This window comes from Streptomyces sp. NBC_01537 (assembly GCF_045040445.1).
Lineage (GTDB): Bacteria > Actinomycetota > Actinomycetes > Streptomycetales > Streptomycetaceae > Actinacidiphila.
In genome coordinates, this window is record NZ_CP109392.1 from 3,112,223 (window position 1) to 3,137,346 (window position 25,124).

Below are 25,124 nucleotides of genomic sequence, written 5' to 3' on the forward strand. Positions count from 1 at the left end.
GCATTCCTGCACCCCTGCCCTGTGACACCCGATCACTGCGATGGAGGATCAGATGAAGCGCGCCGGGGGAGTCTTCTGGCCCGACGAGGTGGCCGCCCGCTACACCGCGGCCGCGTACTGGCGGCAGCGTCCGCTCGGCGACTGGATGTGGACCTGGGCCGACCGGTTCGCCGCCCGGACCGCGATCGTGGACGGCCCGGAAACGGTCAGCTACCAGGAACTCGCCGAGCGTGCCGACGCGTTGGCCGAGCGCCTGATCGGCCTCGGTCTCGGCGACGGGGACAACATCCTCGTCCAACTGCCCAACTGCTGGGAGTTCGTGGCGCTCTTCCTCGCCTGCCAGCGCGTCGGCGTGGCACCGGTGCTGGCGCTCCTGCCGCACCGGGAACACGAGTTGGAGTACCTCGCCGAACTCGCCGACGTCGCCGCGATCGCCGTCCCCGACCGCTGGCGGGAGTTCGACCACCAGGAGCTGGCGGCCCGGATCGGCGCGGCGCGCGGCCGCCCGGTCCCCGTCCTGGTCGCCGGGGACCCGGACCGGATCGCCCCCGGTCACATCGAGCTGCGGGCGGCGCTGCGGGTCGGCCCGGGGGCCCGGGAGCGGCGCCGCCGGCTGGACGAACGGGCCCCGGACGCCCGGGAGGTGGCGCTGTTCCTGCTGTCGGGCGGCACCACCGGACTGCCCAAGATCATCGCTCGTACGCACAACGACTACGAGTACAACTTCCGGCGCAGCGGCGAGGTGTGCGGCTTCGACGCCGACACCGCCTATCTGGCCGTGCTGCCGCTGGCGCACAACTTCCCGCTGGGCTGTCCCGGAGTCCTGGGCACGCTCGCCGTCGGAGGACGCGCGGTCATGTCGTCGTCGCCCCATCCCAGGACCGCGTTCGCTCAGATCGCCCGGGAACGGATCACCGTCACCTCCCTGGTGCCCGCCGTCGCCCACCGATGGCTCGAGTACGCCGCAGGATCGCCGCACGACATCGGCAGTCTGGGGCTGCTCCAGGTCGGCGGCTCCGTCCTGCCCGCCGAACTCGCCCGCGGCCTCGGCCCGGGCCTGGGCTGCACGCTTCAGCAGGTGTACGGGATGGCCGAGGGACTGCTCAACTACACGCGCCCCGACGCCCCTGCGGAGGTTCAGCGGGAGACCCAGGGCCGTCCGATCTCCGAGGCCGACGAGATCCTCATCGTTGACGAGACCGGCCACCCGGTGCCCGACGGGCAGACCGGGGAGCTGCTGACCCGGGGGCCCTACACCCTCCGCGGGTACTTCCGTGCTCCGCAGCACAACCGCCGTGCCTTCACCACCGACGGCTGGTACCGCACAGGTGATCTCGTGCGGTGGCACCCGAGCGGCAATCTGGTCATCGAAGGCCGGATCAAGGACCTGGTCAACCGCGGCGGTGAGAAGGTCTCGATCGACGAGGTCGAGGATCTGGTGCGCGCGGCCCCCGGCGTGGCGGACGCCGCCGCGCTCGCCCTGCCCGACGCGGTGCTGGGGGAACGCGTCGGGGTGTGCGTCATCGTCGAGGACGGCCACCGCCCGACGCTGGAGTCCATCCGCGCCTTCTTCGCCGACCGGGGCGTGGCGGCGTTCAAATGGCCCGCGCTGCTCCATCTGGTGGCCGAATTCCCCCTGACCGCGGTCGGCAAGGTCGACCGCAGGACGCTCCGCGACCACGTGCTGCAGTTCTCCGAAGCCGCCGTGCCCGCCCAGCGCTCCGCCTCCACCGCTTCGTCACCCGTCACGTAAGGAACCTGCCATGACACTGCCCCCGGCGGCCGGCGCGCCGCTCGACACCGGATCGCTGCGTCTGATGGGTGTCGACCACCTCGCCCACGTCACCTGGAAACCCGCGGAGACCCTGGTCTTCTACCGGGACGTGCTCGGTCTGCCCCTGGTGCATGCCATCACCGCCACCGGCTGGGTCAGCGAGACCTTCCCCGACTTCGTGCACTTCTTCTTCGCCCTCGGCAAAGGCAACCACCTTGCCTTCTTCTACTATTTCGGGCTTCCCGAGGAAGAGGACCCGGGCGACCTGATGCACCGCTCGCGCCACCTGGCGCTGCATGTCGACACCGAGGAGGAGCTGCTCAGCTGGCGGGCCCGGCTGAAGGAACACGGCGTACGGGTCACGCCGCCGCTCGCGCACGAACTGCTGGAGTCGCTGTACTTCGACGACCCCAACGGCATCCAGCTGGAGATCACCCGCCCGCTGCGGGCCTTCGCCGAGGTGGACGCGCGCGACGCCGAACTCACCCTGCGGGCGCTCGCCGACGTGACGCGGGACAAGACCCCGACCGTCGAGGACATGTGGCTCCGCAAGGGCGAACTCGCCCGGGCGCACACCGAGCAGGCCGAGGAGAAGGTGAGCACCCGATGACCACGCTGTACGTACTCGACATCCCCGAGTTCGCCGATCTGGTGAGGGTTGCCCGCGACACGGGATATCACATCCGTTCCGCCGGCGACTACGTCCAGGTCTCCGCCGACGGGCCGTTGGTCCTGGGCCGCCATGAGGTGGGCGCCCGTCCGGCGGTCTGGTTCGCCGCCCTGACCGGAGGCTTCTCCGGCCGGCTGGTCCGGCTCGACGAGGACGAACTGTGCCTGGACGAGGGGTGACGGGGGCATGATGGCCGGCCGGCCGTCGCACCCGGCCGGCGGCCGGCTACCCCACCGGGCTGCCCAGGAGTTCGCGTGTGGTGTCCAGGAACGGCCGCAGGCCGGACGGCGGGACACCGTCACGTCGCCAGGTGACATGCACGTCCGTCTCGTGATGGGCGTTCATCCACGGGACGGTCTCCAGAGCGCCGCGCGCCAGGTCCGCCGCCACCGCGATCCGCGGCAGCAGCGCACACCCCATCCCCTCCGCGACACAGGTCCGCAGGGCACCGATGCTGGCGAGCTCGGCCACGATGCGCGGCCGGGGCCCCTGGGAGGAGCCCAGCATCTCGTCGTACATCCGACGGTAGCTGCACCCCTGCTCGGTCACCAGGAAGTTCACGCCCGCCAGTTCCTCGGTCCGCACTTGCGCCGGCTTGGTCAGCGGATGGCCCGGCGGCGCCACCACGACCACGGGCTCGGGCGCGAGCGCCATGCTCTCGAACTCCGGTTCCGTGGGCGGCGGTCCGAAGGTGAAGCAGAGATCCAGGGTGCCCTCGCGCACGCCGTTGCGGGACTCCGACCGATTGCCCGGGCGCAGCAGGACGCGGACGTTGGCATGCGTCTCACGGAACCGGGTGAGCAGTGCGGGAAGGCGGTACACGCACAGTGTCTCGGGCGCGCCGATGGCGAGTTCACCCACGGGATCATCCATACCGGCGACCACGGCCCTGGCTTCCTCGGCGAGCGCGAGCATGCGCTCGGCGTAGTCGACGAGCCGGTTCCCCGCGGCGGTGAGTCGCAGCCGGCGGCCGGTGCGGTCGAAGAGCGCGACACCGATGTCCGCTTCGAGCGATTGTATCTGTTCAGTGACACTGGACTGCGCGTAATTGAGTCTTTCCGCCGCGCGCGTGATATTGAGAGTTTCGGCGACCGTCCGGAACGTGTTCAGCTGTCGGAGCTGCAAATCTCGACCTCTCCCGTTCCATCGGCGCTGCCGATGGCGTCATCGGAACTTCCCGCTTCTCCTTGGCCCTGGTTTCCGCCAGGCTGTTTCTGTCGCAGACTCACGCCTGCACCGAGTCATGTGTCTTCATCGTGAAATTGAGAAGGGAACAACTATGTCCTCGCAGTCATCGACGGTGACGACAGCATCAGGAGGGAATGGCTCGGCGGGTCCGCAGTCCGATGCCGGGGCGCGACGCCGGGGGCTGTTGCTTCTGGGCCTTTCGCTCGGCTACTTCATGGTGTTGCTCGACACCAGCGTGGTGAACGTGGCACTGCCCGCCATCCGCGATGATATCGGCGGAGGCCTCTCCGGGCTGCAGTGGGTGGTCAACGGTTACACGCTCACGTTCGCCGCGCTGCTGCTCACGATGGGGGCACTGTCCGACCGGTTCGGTGCCCGCCGGGTCTTCCTCAGCGGCACCTGGGCGTTCCTGATCGCCTCCGGCCTCACCGCGGCCGCGCCCAACCTGGGTGTGCTGATCGGTATGCGCGGAGTGCTGGGCATCGCGGGCGCCGCACTGCTGCCCGCCTCCATGGCCGTCATCGCCACCGCCTACACCGACCCGGCCCAGCGGGCCCGCGCACTCGGGTCCTGGGCCGCCATCACCGGCGTCGCGCTGGCCGCGGGCCCCGTGGTGGGCGGTGTACTCACCGACACCTTCGGCTGGCGCAGCATCTTCATCATCAACGTGCCGGTGGCGCTGCTCAGCGCACTGCTCACCCGCGCCCTGGCACCCCAGGTGCCGCGCAACCCGGAGCGCGGCATCGACCTGCCGGGCCAGCTGTTCGCGGTACTCGCCCTGACCGGCCTGACGTTCGGCGTGATCCAGAGCGAGCCGGAGGGCTGGACCTCGGCGCCGGTGCTGGTGGCGCTGACGGTCGGGGCCGTCGCCGCGGTCCTGTTCATCTCCGTGGAGCGCCGGGAGCCCGGCCTGCGGGGGCCCATGCTGCCCCTCGTTCTGTTCCGCAAGCCCGCCTTCTCCGTCGGCCTGGTGAACGGTCTGCTGGTCAACTTCGGCCTGTCCGGGGTGCTGTTCATCATGACCCTGCACTTCCAGCAGGGACTCGGCTACTCGGCGCTGGCGGCCGGACTCGCCTTCCTGCCGCTGACCCTCCCGACCGCGTTCAACCCGGTCTACACCGGTCGGCTGGTGGCCAGGTCAGGCCCCAGGGTGCCGTCGGTGCTGGGCTTCTCCCTGATGACGCTCGGCGCGGTCGTCCAGTTGCTTTTCGTGGGCAACGACGGGACCGGATCCAAGGTGCTCACCGGAGTCGGCCTGCTGGTCTTCGGCTTCGGAGTGTCCTTCGCCATCCCTTCACTGGTGACGACCATGGTCTCCTCCGTCCCCAAGGAGCAGGCAGGTATCGCGTCGGGCGCCCTCAACTCGGCCCGGCAGACCGGCGCTGTCGCGGGTGTCGCGATCCTCGGGTCGGTGCTGCACGCATCGGGTGACAGCGGGACGCGGGTGGCGCTCGCCGTGGCAGCCGTAGCGCTCGCGACGGGTGCGTTGCTCGCTGTCGGGTTCATCGGCCGGCGCCCCGCCCAGTAAGTGGGCAGAGCAGCGATGGCCACAGAGGCGTGGCAGGGGAACGTCGACCCTGCCGCGCCTCTGTGGCATTCGCGGACCGGCTGGTCCGGGGAGAGATTTTCAGGAATTTTATACAGAAGTCACCGGGTCGCAAAGATCGCCTCGCATTCGGATTCCAATTCGGCGACACCAGTTGTGTGAACTGTAAAATCAGAGTAACGCACAACTCGTAAAGCTTGGGGTGTCGCTCGCGTGTGCGGTAAATTCGACGAAGTCGAAAGCGAAGAAATTCGTACCCTGGGGGGATCGTCTTGGATGTAGGAGTGCTCGGAGAAATTCAATTGACAGACGGCGACATCTCACTGGGACCGTCGGCGCCCAAGCAACAGCAGCTCCTTGCGACGCTCGCACTCGCACTCGGACACGTGGTGACCATGTCCGGCCTGATCGACGAGCTCTGGTGCGGGGTGCCTCCGCGCAGCGCGGTCACCGCCGTGCAGACCTATGTCCTTGGCCTGCGCTCGCTGATGGCATCCCGACGGGGCGCGGTGTCGCGGCGGATGGACCCGAAGAAGATCCTCATCACCTCACGCGGCGGATACCGCCTCGATCTGGGGACGGGGACCGTGGACGCCGATCTCTTCGAGCGGGCGGTCGACCTGGGATGCCAGCGCCTGAGCGAGGGGCACTACGCCGAGGCGTCCGGCATCTTCCGGTCAGGCCTCCGAATGTGGCGGGGCCCCGCGCTGGACGGCGTGCCCCTCGGCCCGCGCCTCGCACTGGAGGTCGCCCGGCTCGACGAACTCCGCCTGACGGCGATGGAGGGCCAGATAGAGGCCGAACTCCACACCGGTCGGCATCGTCAGGTGCTCAGCAGACTGAAGCATTTAACGGAGAACCATTCCCTGCACGAGGGATTTCACGCCCAACTGATGCTGGCACTCCACCGGATGGGCCGTCGCGGGCAGGCACTGGAGGTCTTCACACGGCTGCGAACCGCGCTGCGGGACGAGCTCGGCATCGAGCCGATGCCCGAGTTGCAGGACCTGCAGCAGGAGATCCTGCGCGGCAGCGCCGAGAAGCGCTGGGCCACGGTGGGGGTGGTCGGCCGGAGCGGCGACATGACAGTCATCAGCAGGGCCGGCTGATGGGTGACTCGCGGAAGCGGGTGGCCGACCTGCACGCCATCCGCGAGCAGGTCCGACGCGGGCCCGGCGACCGTGCTACCGAGGCCCAGAAGCTCAAGGGCAAGCTGACGGCGCGCGAGCGTATCGACCTGCTGCTGGACGAGGGTTCGTCCAACGAGATCGAGCGGCTGCGCCGGCACCGTGCCACCGGCTTCGGCCCGGAGGCGAAGAAGCCGTACGTCGACGGGGTGATCACCGACTGGGGCACGGCCCCCGGTGCCGTGGTGGCTCAGTCCCTGACATGCTGCGGCGGGCAGACACAGGCGACCTTCCGCGACCCTTGGCAATCCCGGTTGATCCTGCGCTGGACCCGGGTGATGTCGTCACCGAACCCGAGCAGGACCTTGGCGACGGCCGAGGCCAGGCCGCCTGCGCCCTCAACCCCCTGCTGACCGTCGCACGATGGCTCGCCCCATGCCAGGGGCTACTCCAAGACCATCCCGAACCACACCACTCCATGGGACATGACCGTGCCGACCGAGCCGGGCCCTCAGGCTGGAGGGCGACGGAGCGCAGACTGACGGCACTCGTCGACGTGGCGCACACGCTCGCCCTGCGGCGGTGGCGTAAAGATCCCCCCATGGTTCCCGGGCGAACGGAGACAGTAACTGTCCGTTCCTGATAAGAAATGCGCACACTTCGGTTAAGAGGGACAGCTCCTGTGCGCCTTGTGCGCCTGGTGACACGGATGCACCCGTCGGCCTGAGTGACGCTTCGACCATCGCCACGCCCACAGGCGTGACGGTGCGTCAGTTTCTAGGAGATTTCTGCATGCCCAAGAAGGTCCACGCCGCGCCGGGACGTCCCGGACGCGCGGCAGTCAAGACCGGCAGACGGGCCAGGGTGATCATGGCGGCATCCACCGCTGCCGTCGCTCTCACCGTCGTCACCGCGACCGCCAATGGCGCGGTCGCCCAGGGGGGAACGGCCGGATCGGACGCACCCCGGCGAATAGGGACGGCCCCGCGTGTCCCGGCGGGTGCGACGGTGACCGGCGCGACCGCGTCGGGAACGACGATGCACCTCAGCGTCAATCTGGCCCCGCGTGACCCGCAGTCGCTGGCGGACTTCGTCACCGCGGTGTCCACGCCGGGGAACGCCCAGTACCACCACTACCTGGCCAAGGGGCAGTTCGCCTCGGTCTTCGGTCCTACGCGGGCCACCATCGCCGGAGTCTCGCGGGCGTTGAAGGCGGCCGGCCTCACTCCCGGCAAGGTCAGCTCGGACGGCCTGTCCATCCCGGTCACCGCCACCGCCGAGCAGGCGTCCCACGCCTTCGGCACCGGCTTCCGGAACGTCCGGCTCAAGGACGGCAGAACCGACTACCTCAACACCTCGGCGCCCTCGTTGCCCGCGGACGTAGCGGCGTCGGTGACCGGGGTCGTCGGCCTGAGCAGCGTCAACACCGTCACCAGCCACCACTCCGCGGTGCGTCGCACGAGCAAGTCCAGCTCCGCCACCGCCTCCGCCTCCGCCACCGCCTCCGGACGCGGCTCGCGCACGGTGACCGCCAACGCGTACAGCCCGGCGCTCTGCGCCGACTTCACCGGCTCGGGCCTCACCGACGGCTCCGACTACTACAGCCCCGGCAAGCTGGCCGGTACCTACGGGATGACCAGCTCCGCCACCGTGGGTGCGGGGCAGACCGTGGCCGTGTTCGAGCTGGAGAACGTCGACGCCGGCAGCATCGCCGCGTACCAGTCCTGCGTCGGCACCAACACCTCGGTCTCCACCGTGTTCGTCGATACGACGGCAGGGGCCGGCGCACCGGCCACCGACGGATCGGTCGGCGTGGAGTCGGCGCTCGACATCGATGACCTGATCGGACTGGTGCCCGGCGCGAGCATCATCGACTATCAGGGCCCGGACGCCGCGTCCGCGACCGACCAGAACGTGCTCGACGTCTACCAGCGGATGGTCACCGACGACCAGGCGCAGGTCATCTCCACCAGTTGGGGTGAGTGCGAGGCGGTCGAGAGCAGCGCGACCGCGAACGCAGAGAACACCATCTTCGCGGAGGCCGCCACGCAGGGCCAGAGCGTGGTCGCAGCCTCGGGCGACGACGGCTCCAGCGACTGCTACCGCGCGACCGGCTCCACCGCCAAGGCCGTCGACGACCCCGCGAGCCAGCCCTATGTCACCGGCGTCGGTGGTACGACGATGACCGGCTCGGGCAGCAGCGCGACCCAGAAGACGTGGAACAACGACACCGGCGGTACCGGTGGCGGCGTCTCCTCGCGCTGGGCTCCCGTCGTCTACCAGGGCGGTATCGCCACCACCACCAAGCGTGCCGTTCCGGATGTCTCCGCCCTGGCGGACCCGTACGCCGGCTACCCGGTCTACTTCCAGGACGACAGCCAGTCCTCCAGCCCCGTCCCCGGCATCATCGGCGGCACCAGCGGCGCGGCCCCGACCTGGGCCGCCGCGATCGTCCAGGCCAACGCCGGCACGGCCTGCCAGGCCAACGGCCAGGTCGGCTTCCTCAACAACGCCCTCTACAAGGCCGCGCGGAGCAGCTACCCGACGAACTTCTGGGACGTCACCAGCGGCAACAACTCCACGTACGCCACCGGCTTCACGGCGGCGGCCGGTTACGACGAGGTCACCGGCCTGGGCTCGCCCAAGGAGGCCGGCCTGACCACCGCACTGTGCGCGGCCAAGGGCACAGCGGCCACGGGCGCCTCCACCTTCCACCCGCTCAGCAGCCCCAAACGCCTGCTGGACACCCGCAACGGCACCGGCTGGGGCCTCAGTTCCATCCCGACCACCAAGCCCCTGGTCGCGGGCGGCACCGCCCCGGTGAAGGTCGAGGGCGTCGGAGGGATCCCGAGCAGCGGCGTCACCGGTGTCGTGCTCAACCTCACGGTCACCGGCACCACCGGCGCGGGTGCGGTGACGGCCTGGGCCGACGGCACCACCAAGCCGTCGACCAGCAACCTCAACTGGACCGGCGCGAGCCAGACCGTCGCAGCCTCGGCGACCGTCAAGGTGGCCGGTGACGGCGTGGTGGACCTCTCCACCAGCAGCGCCACCCACCTGATCGCCGATGTCCAGGGCTACTACACCAGCGGCACCACCGGCTCGAAGTACACGGCGCTGACCCCGGCCCGCCTGCTGGACACCCGCTCCAAGGTCGGCATCCCCACCAGCACCAAGATCTCCAACGCGGTGATCAGCCTCAAGGTCCGCGGCCACGGCGGCGTACCGACCGGCGCCACCTCAGTGGTGCTCAACCTGACGGCGACCCAGACCGTCGGCGGCGGCTACCTGGAGGCCTACCCCGAAGGCGCCACCCGCCCGACCGCCTCCAACGTCAACTGGTCGGCCACCGGGACCACCATCCCCAACCTCGTGGTCGTGCCGATCGCCAGTGACGGCAACGTCAGCATCTACGTCCACGGCACCAGCCACGTCATCGCCGATGTCTCCGGCTACTTCTCCACCAGCGGCTCGACCTTCGGCACGGTCACCCCGCTGCGCCTGCTGGACACCCGTACGACGGCCCCCCTGGGCTCGGGCAAGACCCTGGCCCTGCAGATCTCCGGCCGCGACGCCATCCCGGCCGGCGTCAAGGCAGTCGTACTCACCGTCACCGTCACCGGCACCACCGGCACCGGCTACCTCACCGCCTTTGCCGATGGCGGCAGCCGCCCGACGGCCTCCAACCTGAACTGGGTGAAGGGCAAGACGATCTCCAACCAGGTGATCGCGCCGGTCGGCTCCGACGGCAAGGTGGACTTCTACACCAGCAGCACCACCAACGTGATCGCGGACGTCGCCGGCTACATCAGCTGACGCATTCCGACGCCACGCCAGCGATGCCCCGCCGACCATGCCGGTCGGCGGGGCATCGTTGCGTACGCGGACCCCGGCCGGCCCCTCAGTCGGGCGGCTCGGGCAGTGGTGGCTCGGGCTCCTCGCCGCTCAGACCGTCACGTTCGCACACAGGAGGTTGTGGTCCGACAGGCCGTCGGCGTCTTCGACCACCACCCCGCTGATCCCGCCGCCGCGCACGACCACGTGGTCGATGCACTGTGACGGAATGCCCGACCCGCCCGGTGGTGTTGGCAGAGCGTCCGGCGGCAGGTCCACAACGGTGAACCCTGGGGCGAGGCCGGCAGCCACGGTGACGCGGTCGGCGTTGAAGTCACCGAGCAAAACCACCGGCCCGGTTGACGTAGCGGCCAGCTCTGCCAAGCGAGCCAGCTGACGGGGCTGCCGTTGGGCGGCCAACTGCTGAGCCGGCCCGTTGACCAGGAGCACGAGGTGCTCCCCCGGATCTTCGAGTGAGCACCTTCCGTGGCGTGGTCGCGGGACACGTGGAAACCGCAGAGCGTGGACCGTACGGTCGGGCATGGCACGACGCAGGGCGGCCAGTTGGTCACCGCTCACTTCCTGCAGGGCGACGACCTGTTCAGCACGTTCCGCCAACCGTGCCGTGACCGCGGCGATCCTCTCCGATTCGTCCGGCCAGTTCGCTGTGGTGTCTTCACCCCAGTTCTCCGCGTGGATGCGGTGCAGGACATTCCAGGTCACCACGGTGATCATAAGTCAGCGTGATATGGCCCCACCTGGCTACTGCCCTCGGATGAGACGCAGCTGCAGCCACAGCGAGAGCCTGTCGTCGGGGTCGTCCAGCGAGATGTCGAAGAGTTCGGCGGTCCGGCGCAGCCGGTAGCGCAGGGTGTTGGTGTGCACACCCAGCCGGGTCGCGGCTTCGGCGACGTTGCCCGCGGCGTCGAGCCATGCGAGGACCGACACGACGAAGTCCGTGCCGTGCTCGGCGTCGTGGGCGGCCATTGCGGCAACAGCCGGATGTCTCAAGCGCGGTTCGTGGCTGAGTTCGTCGGCGACGCGGGCCAGCAGGAGACGTGCGTGCACGTCGGTCAGCCCGGCGACCGGCGGCGCGTCGGTGTGGGCGGTTGTCACCCGCAGGATGTCGTCGATCTCCCGGCGCATGGCCGGTAGGGCCGCCGGATCCGTTTCGGTGGGCGCGACCGCTGCGCGCACGTGGTCGCCGAAGGACCCCCCGGAGGAGCCGCGGATCGCGGTGAGCGCGTCTCTCGCGATTCGCTTCGCAGCCTGTGAGCCGCCGCCGGGCAGCAGGACGTAGACCGCACGAGAGGTCGTGGCAATGCTCGCGTCGGGACGGAAGGGGATGACATAGCGGGACAGTGCGTGGCTGAGGTGAGCGGTCAACGCCAGGGAACCTGTCGCGTCGGCCGTGGTGGCGAATCCGATGAGCCCGAGGTCGGCTCCCGAGGGGATGGACAGACGAAAGACTGTTTCGTGAGCCGCCCAGGAGCCTTCCAGTGCCCCGAGCAACGCGCTCTCGCGCTTTTGAAGCTCGAGTTCGTTCGCGTTGCGGCTGCGAAGAATGTGGAGGGTGGCCAGCCGTGCGCAATCGATGAGCGCCTGCTCGCCGTCGCTGTGGATGCCGTCGGTGCTTTCGATGGCCCAGATGGTGCCGAGTGGCTGGGTTCCGGCCCTGATGGCGATAGCCGCGCGCGGCAGCGCGCCGAGCGCTTCAGGAAAGCGTACGACTTCGTCCGTGCCGAGAACGATCCGATAGCGCTCCAGGTTGTGGTCGATCTCCGGGACTCGACGGCTCAGAATTCCTTCGCGTCGCAGGGCGTCGATGCGGTGGTCCGGCGATGACGAATAGGCCATCACCCGCCGGTCCAGATCCTCGATCGCGACGGATCCGCCGATGACGGCACTGGCGGCGTTCGCAAGGATGAACAGCCCGTCCCCGGAGCCGGCCTTCGGATCGCCGCCGACACCCTGGGAGCCCAGGGCGGAGAGCAGCAGTGCGTCGAGGTGGCGCCAGGAGACCTCGTCGGCCGCGGCGAGCAGGGTGAGGCCGTTGGCCGCCGATTCCGCGACGAGGGCGCCGGTGTCGGTCCCCCTGACCTTCAGGACCATGGCGCAGTATCCGCGGCGGGCGGCCTCCCGTACGAGCTCGGCGGCGCCGGGGTGGTCGCCCTGGAGCCCCGGCATGAGCAGGAGCTGGTCGACACCGCCCGGCAGGGGGTCGTGGGGGTCGTGCAGGACGGTCCCTCGCACCGTCTGTTCCAGCCCTTGTGGGGCGGTCAGCACCTGCAGGACCGGCGATCCGATGGTCGTGACGAGGTGCCGGACCGTGGTGGCCGGCGGGTCGGCGGTGATCGCGCCGCTTGGGCGATCGGACAAGGACATGACGGGATCCTAGTCCAATCGGACCAGGACGGGTGGTGCGGGCGAGGACAACAATCGCCGCGATGACCTTTCCGCTCCAGGCCCGGTCACCGGTCGGGACAAGTGACATGGAGACACACATGGCCAGAAGTCGTTTCACCACCGTGACTCTCGCGGTGGCGTCCGCGGGAATTCTCCTCAGTGCCTGTAGTGGCACATCGGCCACCGCCGGCACCTCGGCCCCTGCCGCAAGCGGGAGCAAGGCTGAGCCGTCGGTTACCGCCGATGCGAAGATCGCGGCACTACTGCCCAAGCGGTTCAAGGGCGGGATCAATGTGGCCAGCGGCGTTTATGCCCCGATGGAGATGCTCGACCAGAATCAGAAGTTCACCGGATTCGACTACGACCTGGGGCAGGCGCTCGGCGTCAAGCTCGGCGTCGCGTTCAACTTCACGAACCAGGCGTTCGACAGCATCATCCCCTCACTGCAGTCGGGCAAGCACGACATCATCATGTACGGAATGAATGACACGGCGGAGCGGGAAAAGAGCCTGTATTTCGTCGACTATTTCCACGCCGGAATGGAAATCGTCGTGAAGAAGGGCAACCCGGAGAAGATCGGCAAGGTGCTCGATCTGTGCGGCAAGTCCGTCGCGGTCGCCAAGGCCACCACGCAGGCCGACCTGATGAGGGCCCAGGCGCCGAAGTGCGCGGCCGCCGGGAAGAAGCCGATCACCGTGGTCGAGCTGCCCTCCGAAGGGGACGCCCTGATCGCGGTCCGCGCGGGGAAGGCGATCGCGGACGTGCTCGACGCCGCCCCCGCCAGGTACAACGCCGCCACGGCAGGGAACGGCGCCATATTCGAGGTCGCGAGCGACCCCGCGCATCCCACCGGCGTCGCCCCGGTCTACACCGGAGTCGGGGTGCTCCGAAAGGACCACGACCTCGTCCTCGCTCTGCAGGCGGCGCTGGATTCGCTGGTGAAGGACGGTGTCTACAAGCAGCTGCTCGACAAGTACGACCTGTCCGCCTATGGCGTCACGTCCGCGATCGTCAACGGCGCGTCGTGACGAGCGAGATGGCTGCCGGGACACACGATGTGGCTGCCACGCCCCTGCGGCATCCGGGGCGGTGGGTGGCCGCGACGGTGCTCATCGCTCTGTGCGCGGGCTGGGTGTTCTCGCTGTGGAACAACCCGAACATCGAGCACCTGACGATCGCCGACTTCCTGTTCGACGGGCGGATCGTCCGGGGTGTCCTGCTCACGGTCGCGCTGACCGGCTGCGCGATGGCGCTGGCGACGACGCTCGCCGTCCTGCTGGCGGTGATGCGGCTGTCGGCCAACCCGGTTCTGCGCGTGATGTCCTGGGCATACACCTGGTTCTTCCGGGGCACCCCGCTGCTCGTCCAGATCGTGTTCTGGGGATACCTGGGCCTGCTGTACGGAAAGCTCACCCTGGGCGTCCCCTTCACCTCGATTCAGTTCGCCTCGGCGGACACCAATGCGATCGTGACGCCCTTCGTCGCCGGCCTGCTGGCCCTGGGGATGAACGAGGCCGCGTACGCCTCCGAGATCGTCCGCGCAGGACTGCTCTCGGTGGATCACGGGAACGTCGAAGCGGCCCACTCGCTGGGGATGTCGCCCACGTACACCCTGCGGCGCATCGTTCTGCCGCAGGCGATGCGGGTGATCATCCCGCCCATGGGCAACGAGACGATCTCCATGCTCAAGAACACGGCTCTGCTCCAGCTCATCGCGGTGCCGGAGCTCTATACGCAGAGCAGCTGGATCTCGGCGCAGAACCTGCGCCAGGTCGAACTGCTGATCGTCGCAAGCGCCTGGTACCTGGTTCTCACCTCGGTGCTTTCCGTGCCGCAGTACTACCTGGAGCGCAGATACGGGCGCGGCTCCAACCGAAGCCTGCCGTTGACGCCCTGGCAGCAGGCACGCCGCCTGGTCGGCCAGGTGCGGACCCGGATCGCGCAGGTCGCGCACACCGATGCAAGGACGGAGGCGGGATCATGAACATGCCGTTGGTGGAAGCCCGGGACGTCCGCAAGCACTTCGGCGCGAACCAGGTGCTCAAGGGGATCGACCTCCGTGTCGAGCGCGGGCAGGTGATGTGCCTGCTCGGGCCGTCGGGCTCGGGCAAGTCGACGTTCCTGCGCTGCATCAACCACCTCGAACGGGTCGACGGCGGGCGCATATACGTCGACGGCGAGCTGATCGGCTACCGCGAACACGGCGCCCGCGCCCGCGAGATGAAGCCCGGAGAGATCGCGGCCCAGCGCCGCAGCATCGGCATGGTCTTCCAGCGGTTCAACCTGTTCCCTCACCTCACAGCGTTGCAGAACATCGTCGAGGCCCCGGTCGGCGTGGCCCGTCAGAGCAAGGCCGACGCTCACTCACGAGGTAGGGAGCTGCTCGACCGGGTCGGCCTCACCGACCGCGCCGACATGTATCCGGCTCAGCTCTCGGGCGGTCAGCAGCAGCGGGTGGCCATCGCCCGGGCACTCGCGATGGACCCGAAGCTGATGCTCTTCGACGAGCCGACCTCGGCCCTGGACCCGGAACTCGTCGGTGATGTGCTCAGCGTGATGCGCGATCTGGCGAAGAGCGGCATGACCATGATCGTGGTGACTCATGAGATCGGCTTCGCCCGCGAGGTGGCGGACCAGGTCGTCTTCATGGACGACGGCATCGTGGTCGAGTCCGGTGCGCCGAACGACGTGATCAGCAGCCCGCAGCACGAGCGTACGAGGACATTCCTCGACAGCGTCCTGTAGACGACCTCGCGCCACAACACGCCCACAACACGCCACAACGAGAGGGCCACCCCCTGTGTTTGACGTCGCCCATCGACCGTTGATCGCGGTCACCCTGGGACGGGATCTGCCCGACCGTCCCTCCGTCTTCAGGCTGGCGGACAGCTACGTACGGGCGCTGACGAGTTCAGGCGCGATACCCGTCGCCATCATGCCCGGCACGGATGACGCGGCGACCCGATATGTGATGGAACGTGTCGACGGCCTGCTTCTCCCCGGCGGAGTCGACCCGCACCCCCGCTACTTCGGCGAGGACGTACACCCCGAGACGGTCATCGACGAGGACCTTGACGCCCTGGAGATGAGCGCCATCGCCGGCGCGGCCGACCTGGGCATGCCCGTTCTCGGCGTCTGCCGGGGCTGCCAGATCCTCAACGTCGCCCTCGGCGGCAGCCTGGTCCAGCACCTGGAGCCGGGCGGCCCGGTCAACCACCGGCAGGACCTGCCGTTGGATTCGGAGGTCCATGAGCTCCGGATCGACGGCGACTCCCGGCTCGCCAGACTGTCCGACGCGCGGCTTCTGCGCGTGAACAGCCTGCACCACCAGGTCATCGCCACCCCCGCCGAAGAGCTGAGGGTGGTCGGTACATCGGAGGACGACCTCGTCGAAGCCGTCGAGGCCGCGGACCCCGACCGCTGGATCGTAGGCGTCCAGTACCACCCGGAAGAGCTCATCGAGCAACGAGCCCACCGTGCCCTTTTCGACGACTTCGTCGCGTCCTGCGCCCGGTTCGCGGCCACGAAAGGAACCCAGTGAGTGACTCCCCAGCAGCCGAACGGCGCGAACGCATCCTGCGCGCCGCCGTACGCGAGAGGCTTCTCGACCCCGACCATGCCGTACTGGCGGCGTTTGTCGACCTCGACGCCGTCGCCGCGAGCGTCGAGGCGCTGCACCGTGCCTTCCCGCCCTCGGTTCAGGCCCTGCACACGTTCGCGGCGAAGGCCAACTGCCTGGTGCCGGTGCTGGAGGAGCTGCGGACGCATGGCATGGGCTGCGAGGTCGCCAGCCCCGGGGAACTCGCCCAGGCCCTGGCCGCCGGTTTCGCGCCCGAACGGATCGTCTTCGACTCCCCGGCGAAGACCCGCTCCGACCTCGACCAGGCCCTGGCCCTGGGGGTCGCGGTCAACGTGGACAACTTCCAGGAGCTCTCACGCGTCGACGAGATCCTCGCAAGCCGTTCGTCCACCTCCCGGATCGGTGTGCGGATCAACCCCCAGGTCGGCAGCGGGGATATCGCCGCGATGAGCACGGCCACCGCGACGTCCAAGTTCGGCATACCGCTGGAGGACGCCGGCAGCCGGGAGCAGCTCCTGCAGGCCTACCGGGACCGCCCATGGCTCACCTGGGTGCACGCCCACGTCGGGTCGCAGGGCTGCCCGCTGAATCTGATCACTCAGGGCATCGCGAAGGCCGTGGCCTTCGCCGACGAGGTCAACGCCGACCTCGGCCGGCGCCAGGTGATCGGCATCGACATCGGCGGCGGGCTCCCCGTCAACTTCGACAGCGACGAGACGGCCCCGGCCTTCGACGAGTACGTGGCGCACCTCCAGGCCGACGCACCGGCGCTGTTCAGCGGCGACTACCAGGTCGTCACGGAGTTCGGACGGTCCCTCCTGGCCAAGAACGGATTCACCGCCGCGTACGTCGAGTACACCAAGACCTCCGGCGGACGCCCGATCGCGATCACCCACGCCGGCGCCCAGGTCGCCACCCGGACGGTGTTCATGCCCGAAGCCTGGCCGCTGCGGATCACCGCCCACGACCCCACCGGCTCCCCCAAGAGCGGGGAAGCCGTACCCCAGGACATCGCGGGCCCCTGCTGCTTCGCCGGCGACCTTCTCGCCCAGGCCCGCCCGCTGCCCCAGCTCGAACCCGGCGACATCGTGGCGCTCCTAGACACCGGCGCCTACTACTCCTCCACGCCCTTCCACTACAACAGTCTTCCCGACCCCGCTGTCCACGGCGTGCGCATCGCTGCCGACGAAAGCATCCAATTCGTCCTTGTCCGACCCGCAGAGACCATCCAACATGTCCTCGCCCGAACCGGGGCTGCATGACACGGTCAGCCCTCCGGCTTCGGCCTCATTTGGACGCCGTGCCGCGCGCCGGCCTGCGCGAACCGCTCGAAGTCCGGCGGCTCGGTGGAGGGCGTGGGCAGTTCATTCGCCGTGGCGGGTTCGCCCGCATCGGCGAAGAACTCCTCGATATACCCACCCGGTGTGTAGACGACGAGGAGGCGCGACGTCTCGAGCGGCTCGAACCTCTCCCAGGTTCCCTCGGGAATATGGAAGAAGGATCCCGGGCCGCCGTCGATCGTCTCGCCGTTGATGTAGTAGCGGATCCTGCCCTCCAGGACATGGACGCTCTCGGTTCCGGGGTGGGTGTGGGGCGGCGGGCCCCAGCCCGCGGGAATCGTCATCTCCATGACGGTCAACGCGCCACCGGTCTCGTCGCCGGACGCCTTCACCGTGTACAGGCCGTTCAGCATCCAGAACGACCTGCCCTCGCCCCGCTTGAGCAGTACGGTCTTCTCTGCCATGGGAAAAACCTCATCTCCCTGTTGGCTCTCTCCTTCCAGCGTCCGTCCCGCGGCCACCCGCCGCAACCTCCGATGCAGCCAGTTCCGCTGTGAGCACCGAGCGTGTTCGGTCCCGGCGGTGGCGGCCAAGCCGGCGGATGTGGCCGCGGGGTCGTGACGGGCTGGGCGTCAGTGCTCGATGGCCTGCTGCGCGAAGGCGGTGAGCAACGCTGCGTCGGCGTATGCGCCGTTCCACACGGAGGTGAACCGTTCGATCTTGCCCCAGGGATCGAGTTCTATGCCCGTGATGCCGCGGGGTATCGGGCCGTTGGCCGCGGTCCACTCGTAGCCGCCGCCGGCCTGGCTGCCGAGGACGTGACGCACGCCGGTGCCGGCGCCGACGTAGGGCAGTAGGGAGGCCGCCTTGGTCAGGTATGTCTCGATGCTGGCCTGGCTGGTGATCTGGATGTGTGCGGGCACGTCCTCGTACACGGCGTCAGAGGAGAACAACTCCACCGCGGCCGCGATGTCGCTGGTGCGCAGGGCCTCGGAGAGGCGGGACACGACGCGCCGCATCACCGGTGAAGCGGCTTCCCCGACGGTGGTCTCCCTGAAGTTCGTCGGCCACTGGTTCGGGGGCTCCTGCTCCTTCTGCCAGTCGGTCACCCCGAACTGCCTGGCGTCCCAGTAGTCGACCCACCGTTCGATCTTTCCCTGCCGGTTGAAGTTGACCGCGCCGAAGTTGCGGACCTGGCCGGGGCCGAACATGCCAGGGGTATCGGTGAAGATCAGGATCGCGCTGGTCGTGTCACCGAGAATCCGGGTGGGGTAGGACTTGCTGTTTTCCGGCCAGGTGGGATACCAGCCGGCGAGCGCGTCGTGCAAGGCCTGCCAGGTGTACCAGTGCCAGCCGAGGATCGCGTCGATGTAGGTGAACTGCTCGCGGGAGAAGTAGGACGTCTGCCAGTCGAGGTTCTTGTCGGTCTTGGCTTGGAAGTACCCACGAATGTGGTTGACCAGCGCCTTCGACGCGTGGGAGGTGTCGGGCAGCACATCGACGCCCGTCACGTACTGCGCGCCGCCGGGCCGGCCGGCGCGCGCCTGCGCGCTGTCGGCAGGAAGCAGCGACGCGGTGGCAACCGCCGCCGCACCAACGGCTGCTCCCGTCAGGACCTGACGACGCGTCGTGCCACCGCCGATTCCCTTGCTCATGCTTTTCATCGTTGACCTCCATGTGTTGGTTGTTCAGCGTTGCCCAGCTCCAGGTCAAGCGGCAGAGCGGACACATCCCCGGCCCATGCCGGAGACGCCGGCACGTCGTGCATGGCGATCACGACGGTGGTGCCGGGCAGGTCCGCGAGGATGCCGATGATGTGTTGGGCGGTCCGGTCGTCCAGGCCTGTGGTCGGTTCGTCGACGATCAGCACGTGGGGTCGGGTGACCAGGGCCCGGCCCAGGCAGACCCGGCGGAGTTCTCCGCCCGAGAGCTGCCTTCCACCGGGGCCGACGGGTGTCGTGGCGGTGAGTCCGGTCTCGTCCAGCCACAGCGCGGCGAGGCGTGCGGTGATGTCGTCGTCGGTCATGGTGGGGTCGGCGAGGCGCCAGTTGGATCCGAGTGTTCCGGTGAAGAGGTAGTCGTCGGCCGCGACGGCCGTGACGGCGGGCCGGCCGTCGTGGGGGTCGAGCGACTTTCGCAGCGACGTGGCAAGGGCGCGGAGCAGTGTGCTTTTCCCGCTGCCGGAGCGGCCGGTGACGACGAGCATCGCGCCGCGGGTGACGCGGGCGCTGAGAATGCGCCCCGGCCGCAGGGCGATCGGTGGGAGTGGGTAGCCGGCGAAGCCGACGTCCTGCTCGGTGGCCCATGACCGCATCGCCGGAACGGTCACGTCGCTCGGGGTGTGCGTTGGCGCGCTTGCCGTGAGCCGGTGGTGTGCGGCCTTCGCAGTGGATCGGGCTTCGGCGGCGGTCGGCAGGTGCTCGGTATGGGCCAGCACGCCGACAGTCATCAGGGCGACGAACACGAACGTGGCAGGGTCCGGGCGGGTGCCGATGTCGCAGGCGGTCGTGGCGGCCAGGGTCGCCATGCAGACCAGACCGGTGATCAGCGTGGTCCGGAGCCGGCGTCGGCTGACTGCTTCGCGTGCGGTGTCGAGGTGCGCGAACTTCGCCGTAGTGCGTGCCGCAAGCTGCTCGGCGGCCCCGAGTGATGCCATTTCCGTCCATGCGTCGATGGCGGTGACCAGTTCGGCGCGAAGCGCCTTGCGGGTCTGCTGCTCGGCCGCGCGGGTGGTGCCGGGCGTACGGTAGGCGATCACGGCGGCGATCGCGACGCCGGCCGCGAGCACTGCCGCCGGTGCGACGGACGTGGCCGGCGCGACGGCGAGGACAGTGCCGGCGGTCATCGCGGCGGTGACGACGGCAGGCGCGGTGGACCGGATCAGCGCCATCCCGGCGCTGTCGGCGTCGGCCATGGTGCGATCGAGCAGTTCGCCGGACCAGATGCCGTCCAGCTGCGGCCGGTGCGTGGTTGCGGCTTTGCCGAAGAGGTCGGCCCGAGTGGTGGCGACCTGCTGCAGGGCAGCCGCATGCAGCGTCAGACGCCTGCCGTAGTTGCCGGCGATGCGGGCCAGGGCGAAGGCACGCACGCCACCGCTGGGGGCGATGTAGGAGAAGGAGCTGAAGGTCGCCGCGCCGGCGACGGCGCAGGTGCTGATGAACCAGCCCGACAGGCCGAGCAGACCGGCGGAGGACAGTTCGGCGGTGACGGAGAGCACGAGCCCGAGGGCCGCGAGGGAGCGTGCCCGCCGACTGCGGCTGCGGCTCGGCCGAAGGCTGCTGCTCATGCGTTCACCGGCCTCGCGTCGCGCAGGAGGCCGCTGTCGATCGCGAGCACGGTGTCGGCTGCGGCGGCCAGGGCGAAGGAGTGGGTCGCGATGATGGCGGTGCAGCCGTCGGTGGCTCGCCGCAGGGCCTTGATGACGTCGCGTTCGCTGTCGGCGTCGAGGTGCGCGGTCGGCTCGTCGAGCAGCCAGAGCCGGGCCCCGCGCACAAAGGCGCGGGCGATGGCGATCCGACGGGCTTCGCCGGTCGACACGCCCCACCCGCCCTCGCCGAGTCGGGTGTCCAGACCCTGGGGAAGGCGCTCCGTCACAGAGCTCAACCCGGCGGCGTCGACTGCCTGCTGGATCTGCTGTTCGGTGGCGGCCGGGCGGCCGAGGCGGATGTTGTCGCGGACGGTCGCGTCGAGCAGCACTGTCTGCTGTCCGATCCAGGCGCATTCGCCGAGTGTCGGCGCCTGCCGCACGGCCGAGGTCTGCCAGCGGACCTGTCCGGCCGACGGCGGCCGCATGCCGGCGATCAGCGAGAGCAGCGTGCTCTTGCCCGAGCCGGAGGCACCGGTGATCGCGGTCCAGGTACCCGGCGCGAAGTCGACGTCGGCGCTGATCGTGTCGTGGTCGGCGCCGGCGTAGCGGAACCGGACTGCGTCGAGGGACACCCCGACGGGCTCGGTCGGCCGTGGACGCGCCGCCTTGATCGCCTGGGCGGGGGTGTGTTGGACGATGTCGCTGATGACGCCGGCCGCGATCACGGCGTGTTCACGTCGGTGGAACGCGGAGGCCCTGGCGTGCATCGGGGCGAAGTACATCGGGCACACCAGCAGCACCAGCAGACCGGTGAACAGGGTGAGCCCCGGCGCGTGCGGCACATGAACGTACCCGAGCAGCGACAAGCCGATGTAGGTGGCGTTCACCGCTATGGAGAACGTGATGACGACATCCATGATCATCCCGGACAGGAATGCGCGGCGCAGCACGCTCATCGTCGCCCTGTTCAGACGCTCGGCGGCCGTCGTCAGGGTTCGACCGCGCCGGCCGGCCGCGCCGAGCTCGCGCAGCGTCCGCATGCCGCGGAAGCTGTCGAGGACGATGGCGTTCAGTTGTTGCGTCGCGGCCAACTGCCGGTCCGCGCCGTGCTGGGCGAACAGCCCAGCCAAGCGCATGTTGAGGGGAATGAGCGCCGTGGTCAGGACGAGCACGATCGCGGCCGGCCAGTGCACCGCGGCGGTGACCGCCAGGACGGCGAGCATGGACAGCGGCGCCGACCGGCGCAGCGGCGCGACCTGCGCGTGATAGTCGGCGACGTCATCGACCAGGTCGACCATCGCCAGCGCGGCCTCGGCCGGGCCGGTGTCACAGATCCGCCGGGCGGTCGGCAGCAGTGCGCCGGCCAACTGCTGCCGCGCCCTGATGGACACGGCGCGCGCGCCTCGCTCGCCGAGCATGCCTGCCGTCCAGTTGGCGGCCATCGCCAGCGTGCCGGCGATGGCGAAGGCCGTGAGGCCCAGGGTGTCCTGCGACGTGCTGCGGTTCATCACGCCCTGGGCTGTCCACGCCAGAGCGCCCCAGCGGGCGATCGTGAACACCGTCTCGACAGTCAGGAGGGCGCCTGACAGGCCGAACCAGCGCTGTCCTGGTGCGGCGCACGCCGTGAGCCAGGAGTCGGCCCGACCCGTTTCGGCGGTGGTGGGCTCACTCGTCGTCATGAGGGCGCCGCTCATCGACGATCCAGGTGATACCGCCGATCAGGGCGATGGCGATCATGCCAAGGGTGGTCAGGAGTGCCGAGTGGATCTGCTGGTAACCACCGAACATTCCTTGGCAGATGCAGTAGGCCAGCAGGCCCAGCAAGGTCCAGGCGACCGCGGCGAGCAGGCGCAGCACGATGCGGACCGGCTTCGGCAGCGACGACGCGGGCCCGGCGCCGGGGGTGACGCTTGGGGTGGTCATGATTGTGCTCCTGTGACAACGAGGCTCTCAGCAGTTGGGGGTTCGTCTGTGTGGAGCCCGGCGTCGGACTTCCCGGCGAAGGCCCGGTGGGCGAACACGTTGTAGCCCAGCACCAGCGGCATGTTCAGTCCGATGCCCACGAGGATGAAGACCATGGTGTCGTGGGGGCTGACCGCACTGCTGACGGTGAGGCCCGGCGGCACGAGCACCGGGTAGCGGGCGACGCCGAGTGCCAGGAACGTGGACACCGTCGCGACGATGAGTCCGCCGATGGGCAGGGTGTCCGCCGGGCCGGACTGACGCTTCCACGGGAACGTGACGAGGGAGGTCCCTCCTGCGGCGGCGGCGAACAGCAGCAGGCCACCGAACGCGAAGGCGCGCCCCGGACTGTCGAGATTCAACGGTGCCGCGGTGGCGTTGACCGCGAAGAGGACCGCGACCACCAACCCACCCGCGACCGCCGTGGCGACCACACCTCGGCGTGCCACCGTCTCACGCAGGCGCCCGGACGACTTGAGCTTGGTGTAGGCGTAGCCAAGGGCGGTGTACGCGGCCGTGACGGTGCACCCCGTCAGCACGCAGAACCAGTTGAAGGCCCCGAAGGCCGGCCCGGTGAAGACGCCGCCCCGCAGATGCAGGGCCGAGGTCAGCGTGCCCAGTGCGAAGCCCTGCCCGAACGAGGCCAGCAGGGACGCTACGCCGAAGGCGGTTGTCCAGCGGTGGCCCGGCGGCGATTGGGAAGCCATCTCGACGCTCACGCCGCGCGTGATGAGCGAGAAGAGCACAACGATCAGCGGCAGATAGGCGTGCGGCAGGATCGTGCCGAAGGCCAGCGGGAAACCTGCCCAGAGCCCGACGCCGAGGAGGATGAGCCAGGTCTCGTTGCCGTCCCAGGCACGCGCGACCGATTCCAGCATGTGCCGCCGGTGCGTGGCGTCGCGTTCGAAGAGGGTGGCCACGCCGACGCCCAGGTCGTAGCCGTCCAGCACCACGTACATGAGAAAGCAGACGAGCACGACAGCCAGCCAGAGGGTGGTGATCACCGGGTCGTCACCTCCTGGGAGACGAGCGGTTCGGAAACCTTGCGCGGTCCGGGGACCTCGGCGAACCGGGCTGAATCCGTGCCAGGCAGGTCCGGTGGGGGGTCGTGTCGGGGATCGTCACGTTCCGGGCCGATTCGCATGGTGCGGAGGATGTAGGCGATGTACGCCAGGAGCATGAACAGGTAGAGCGCCGAGAAGCCGATCACCGAGAACAGGACTTCGCCGGGTGCCAGGTGGGAAACCGCGTCGGAGGTGCGCAGTTGGCCGAAGACAATCCACGGTTGCCGTCCCGCTTCGGCGGTGACCCAGCCCCCGAGGATGGCCAGGATGCCCGCCGGGGTCGTCCAGAGGACGAACCTGTGGAATCGCCGCGCGGTCCACAGGCGGTTGCGCATGCGCAGGACCGTGGCGGCGAACACCGTGCCGAACATCAGCACGGCAGCCAGGAACATGACGCGGAAACCCCAGAAGGTCGCGGCCATGTCCGGGCGGTCGGCGGCCGGGGTGAGCTTCAGACCCGGCATCGCGGTGTCACAGGTCAGGTCCTTGGCGATGGCACTGCCGAGGCAGGGGATGTTCAGCTCGGCGATATTGCGCGCGGCCTCCTGGTCGGGAACGGAGAACAGGACGAAACCGGTGTTGCCGTTGTTCCAGTTGCCTTCGATCGCCTCCAGCTTGGAAAGCTGGTGGGGCAGTTCGTGCCCGGCGACGGCGTCACCGAGGTAGAGCTGGACCGGCATCAACAGCGCGGCGACACCAAGAGCCATCGACATCGACCGGCGAGCGAAACCCTTGGCGCGCCCCTTCACCAGGTACCAGGCCGAGATACCGGCGATGAAGAAGGCGGCCGAGATGAGCACCGCTGTCAGCATGTGCGGCCAGCGCCAGATGAAGGACGGGTTGAAGATCACCCGTACCCAGTCCGTGGGCTCGAACCGACCGTGGACGATCTTGAAGCCGGCCGGGGTCTGCATCCACGAGTTCGCCGCGATGATCCAGGTGGAGGACAGGATGGTGCCCAGCGCCACCATGACGGTGGACAAGAACATGGTGCTCTTGCGGACCCGCTCCTCTCCGTAGAGAAGGACGCCGATGAACCCTGCCTCGACAAAGAAGGCGGTCACCACTTCCATGCCGATGATCGGACCGATGATCGGGCCGGTCCTGGCCCCGTACACGCCCCAGTTCAAACCCATCTGGAACGTGATGACGGCTCCGGCAACCACGCCGATCGCGAAGCCGACGGCGAAGATGCGCCGCCAGAACCGGAACATCTGCAGGTAGACGGGCCTGCCGGTGCGCCAGTACACGCCGTAGACGACCGACAGGAAAATCGAGAGTCCGACGGTGATCGCCGGGAAGGTCATGTGGAACATGACCGTGATGGCGAACTGCCATCGCGACAAGTCCAGAAGACTCATCACTGCTCCTTTTCGGGGAGGGGCG

Annotated in this window: 22 protein-coding genes; 12 read left to right on the forward strand and 10 right to left on the reverse strand. The window is 69.0% G+C overall.

Going from position 1 to position 25,124, the window contains the following annotated elements; all coding sequences use genetic code 11:
• Positions 1–52: 52 nt before the first annotated feature.
• The 3 genes from OG607_RS14175 to OG607_RS14185 are packed head-to-tail and all read left to right on the forward strand — an operon-like array spanning position 53 to position 2,623.
• Positions 53–1,753: a (2,3-dihydroxybenzoyl)adenylate synthase gene (locus OG607_RS14175; RefSeq protein WP_405723159.1), complete on the forward strand. Its 1,701-nt coding sequence runs from the start codon at positions 53–55 to the stop codon at positions 1,751–1,753.
• Between the two features lie 10 nt (positions 1,754–1,763).
• Positions 1,764–2,384, forward strand: coding sequence for a VOC family protein (locus OG607_RS14180; protein WP_405723161.1), 621 nt, complete (start codon positions 1,764–1,766; stop codon positions 2,382–2,384).
• On the forward strand, positions 2,381–2,623 hold the full coding sequence (locus tag OG607_RS14185) for a hypothetical protein (RefSeq protein ID WP_405723163.1): 243 nt from the start codon (positions 2,381–2,383) through the stop codon (positions 2,621–2,623). The genes OG607_RS14180 and OG607_RS14185 overlap by 4 nt, the downstream gene beginning before the upstream one ends.
• A 46-nt stretch (positions 2,624–2,669) precedes the next feature.
• Here the strand turns inward: OG607_RS14185 and OG607_RS14190 are convergent, their stop codons facing one another.
• The gene (locus OG607_RS14190) at positions 2,670–3,569 is read right to left on the reverse strand and encodes a LysR family transcriptional regulator (RefSeq protein WP_405723165.1); all 900 of its coding nucleotides are present in this window, start codon (positions 3,567–3,569) and stop codon (positions 2,670–2,672) included.
• Between the two features lie 154 nt (positions 3,570–3,723).
• Between OG607_RS14190 and OG607_RS14195 the strand changes: the two genes are divergently transcribed.
• The 4 genes from OG607_RS14195 to OG607_RS14210 all read left to right on the forward strand — a co-directional run bounded on the left by OG607_RS14195 (position 3,724) and on the right by OG607_RS14210 (position 10,121).
• Positions 3,724–5,160 carry an MFS transporter gene (locus tag OG607_RS14195; protein ID WP_405723166.1) on the forward strand — a complete coding sequence of 479 codons (1,437 nt, stop codon included), beginning with the start codon at positions 3,724–3,726 and terminating at the stop codon, positions 5,158–5,160.
• A 320-nt stretch (positions 5,161–5,480) separates the two neighbouring features.
• Positions 5,481–6,287, forward strand: coding sequence for a BTAD domain-containing putative transcriptional regulator (locus tag OG607_RS14200; protein WP_405723168.1), 807 nt, complete (start codon positions 5,481–5,483; stop codon positions 6,285–6,287).
• Entirely contained in the window at positions 6,287–6,718 is a 432-nt protein-coding gene (locus tag OG607_RS14205) for a carboxyl transferase domain-containing protein (protein WP_405723170.1), read from the forward strand. Before OG607_RS14200 ends, OG607_RS14205 begins: the two co-directional genes overlap by 1 nt.
• A gap of 379 nt (positions 6,719–7,097) precedes the next feature.
• The gene (locus OG607_RS14210) at positions 7,098–10,121 is read left to right on the forward strand and encodes a protease pro-enzyme activation domain-containing protein (protein WP_405723172.1); all 3,024 of its coding nucleotides are present in this window, start codon (positions 7,098–7,100) and stop codon (positions 10,119–10,121) included.
• Positions 10,122–10,250: 129 nt separating this feature from the next.
• On the opposite strand, the gene OG607_RS14215 is transcribed toward OG607_RS14210, so the two are convergent.
• The gene (locus OG607_RS14215; protein ID WP_405723174.1) at positions 10,251–10,874 is read right to left on the reverse strand and encodes an endonuclease/exonuclease/phosphatase family protein; all 624 of its coding nucleotides are present in this window, start codon (positions 10,872–10,874) and stop codon (positions 10,251–10,253) included.
• A gap of 27 nt (positions 10,875–10,901) precedes the next feature.
• Positions 10,902–12,524: a PucR family transcriptional regulator gene (locus OG607_RS14220; RefSeq protein WP_405723176.1), complete on the reverse strand. Its 1,623-nt coding sequence runs from the start codon at positions 12,522–12,524 to the stop codon at positions 10,902–10,904.
• A gap of 62 nt (positions 12,525–12,586) precedes the next feature.
• On the opposite strand from OG607_RS14220, the gene OG607_RS14225 reads away from it, so the two are divergent.
• From OG607_RS14225 to OG607_RS14245, 5 genes are all read left to right on the forward strand, one after another.
• Entirely contained in the window at positions 12,587–13,573 is a 987-nt protein-coding gene (locus OG607_RS14225; protein ID WP_405723177.1) for an ABC transporter substrate-binding protein, read from the forward strand.
• Positions 13,574–13,602: 29 nt separating this feature from the next.
• Positions 13,603–14,529, forward strand: a complete 927-nt coding sequence (locus OG607_RS14230) for an amino acid ABC transporter permease (protein ID WP_405723179.1) — start codon at positions 13,603–13,605, stop codon at positions 14,527–14,529.
• 2 nt (positions 14,530–14,531) lie between these two features.
• A complete protein-coding gene (locus tag OG607_RS14235; protein WP_405736759.1) occupies positions 14,532–15,290 on the forward strand; it encodes an amino acid ABC transporter ATP-binding protein in 759 nt (252 codons plus the stop codon).
• A gap of 79 nt (positions 15,291–15,369) precedes the next feature.
• Positions 15,370–16,086 (forward strand): gamma-glutamyl-gamma-aminobutyrate hydrolase family protein, encoded by a 717-nt coding sequence (locus tag OG607_RS14240; protein WP_405723180.1) that lies wholly within the window; start codon positions 15,370–15,372, stop codon positions 16,084–16,086.
• On the forward strand, positions 16,083–17,387 hold the full coding sequence (locus OG607_RS14245; RefSeq protein WP_405723182.1) for a diaminopimelate decarboxylase: 1,305 nt from the start codon (positions 16,083–16,085) through the stop codon (positions 17,385–17,387). The genes OG607_RS14240 and OG607_RS14245 overlap by 4 nt, the downstream gene beginning before the upstream one ends.
• 5 nt (positions 17,388–17,392) lie before the next feature.
• Here OG607_RS14245 and OG607_RS14250 read toward each other — a convergent pair whose 3' ends face one another.
• From OG607_RS14250 to OG607_RS14280, 7 genes are all read right to left on the reverse strand, one after another.
• Positions 17,393–17,869 carry a cupin domain-containing protein gene (locus OG607_RS14250; protein ID WP_405723184.1) on the reverse strand — a complete coding sequence of 159 codons (477 nt, stop codon included), beginning with the start codon at positions 17,867–17,869 and terminating at the stop codon, positions 17,393–17,395.
• 168 nt (positions 17,870–18,037) lie between these two features.
• A complete protein-coding gene (locus tag OG607_RS14255) occupies positions 18,038–19,060 on the reverse strand; it encodes a twin-arginine translocation signal domain-containing protein (RefSeq protein ID WP_405723186.1) in 1,023 nt (340 codons plus the stop codon).
• A 5-nt stretch (positions 19,061–19,065) separates the two neighbouring features.
• Positions 19,066–20,691 (reverse strand): ATP-binding cassette domain-containing protein, encoded by a 1,626-nt coding sequence (locus OG607_RS14260; RefSeq protein ID WP_405723188.1) that lies wholly within the window; start codon positions 20,689–20,691, stop codon positions 19,066–19,068.
• Positions 20,688–22,406, reverse strand: a complete 1,719-nt coding sequence (locus OG607_RS14265; protein ID WP_405723190.1) for an ABC transporter ATP-binding protein/permease — start codon at positions 22,404–22,406, stop codon at positions 20,688–20,690. The genes OG607_RS14260 and OG607_RS14265 overlap by 4 nt, the downstream gene beginning before the upstream one ends.
• Positions 22,378–22,635 carry a hypothetical protein gene (locus tag OG607_RS14270; protein WP_405723192.1) on the reverse strand — a complete coding sequence of 86 codons (258 nt, stop codon included), beginning with the start codon at positions 22,633–22,635 and terminating at the stop codon, positions 22,378–22,380. The genes OG607_RS14265 and OG607_RS14270 overlap by 29 nt, the downstream gene beginning before the upstream one ends.
• A complete protein-coding gene (locus OG607_RS14275) occupies positions 22,632–23,678 on the reverse strand; it encodes a cytochrome d ubiquinol oxidase subunit II (RefSeq protein WP_405723194.1) in 1,047 nt (348 codons plus the stop codon). The genes OG607_RS14270 and OG607_RS14275 overlap by 4 nt, the downstream gene beginning before the upstream one ends.
• Entirely contained in the window at positions 23,675–25,099 is a 1,425-nt protein-coding gene (locus OG607_RS14280) for a cytochrome ubiquinol oxidase subunit I (protein WP_405723195.1), read from the reverse strand. The genes OG607_RS14275 and OG607_RS14280 overlap by 4 nt, the downstream gene beginning before the upstream one ends.
• Between the last annotated feature and the right edge of the window lie 25 nt (positions 25,100–25,124).

Bases quoted from the DNA above. Each gene is read 5' to 3' on its own strand.
- OG607_RS14175 (WP_405723159.1), top strand. From the start codon at position 53: ATGAAGCGCGCCGGGGGAGTCTTCTGGCCCGACGAGGTGGCCGCCCGC.
- OG607_RS14180 (WP_405723161.1), top strand. From the start codon at position 1,764: ATGACACTGCCCCCGGCGGCCGGCGCGCCGCTCGACACCGGATCGCTG.
- OG607_RS14185 (WP_405723163.1), top strand. From the start codon at position 2,381: ATGACCACGCTGTACGTACTCGACATCCCCGAGTTCGCCGATCTGGTG.
- OG607_RS14195 (WP_405723166.1), top strand. From the start codon at position 3,724: ATGTCCTCGCAGTCATCGACGGTGACGACAGCATCAGGAGGGAATGGC.
- OG607_RS14205 (WP_405723170.1), top strand. From the start codon at position 6,287: ATGGGTGACTCGCGGAAGCGGGTGGCCGACCTGCACGCCATCCGCGAG.
- OG607_RS14210 (WP_405723172.1), top strand. From the start codon at position 7,098: ATGCCCAAGAAGGTCCACGCCGCGCCGGGACGTCCCGGACGCGCGGCA.
- OG607_RS14215 (WP_405723174.1), bottom strand. From the start codon at position 10,874: ATGATCACCGTGGTGACCTGGAATGTCCTGCACCGCATCCACGCGGAG.
- OG607_RS14220 (WP_405723176.1), bottom strand. From the start codon at position 12,524: ATGTCCTTGTCCGATCGCCCAAGCGGCGCGATCACCGCCGACCCGCCG.
- OG607_RS14225 (WP_405723177.1), top strand. From the start codon at position 12,587: ATGACCTTTCCGCTCCAGGCCCGGTCACCGGTCGGGACAAGTGACATG.
- OG607_RS14235 (WP_405736759.1), top strand. From the start codon at position 14,532: ATGCCGTTGGTGGAAGCCCGGGACGTCCGCAAGCACTTCGGCGCGAAC.
- OG607_RS14250 (WP_405723184.1), bottom strand. From the start codon at position 17,869: ATGGCAGAGAAGACCGTACTGCTCAAGCGGGGCGAGGGCAGGTCGTTC.
- OG607_RS14255 (WP_405723186.1), bottom strand. From the start codon at position 19,060: ATGAGCAAGGGAATCGGCGGTGGCACGACGCGTCGTCAGGTCCTGACG.
- OG607_RS14260 (WP_405723188.1), bottom strand. From the start codon at position 20,691: ATGAGCAGCAGCCTTCGGCCGAGCCGCAGCCGCAGTCGGCGGGCACGC.
- OG607_RS14265 (WP_405723190.1), bottom strand. From the start codon at position 22,406: ATGAGCGGCGCCCTCATGACGACGAGTGAGCCCACCACCGCCGAAACG.
- OG607_RS14270 (WP_405723192.1), bottom strand. From the start codon at position 22,635: ATGACCACCCCAAGCGTCACCCCCGGCGCCGGGCCCGCGTCGTCGCTG.
- OG607_RS14280 (WP_405723195.1), bottom strand. From the start codon at position 25,099: ATGAGTCTTCTGGACTTGTCGCGATGGCAGTTCGCCATCACGGTCATG.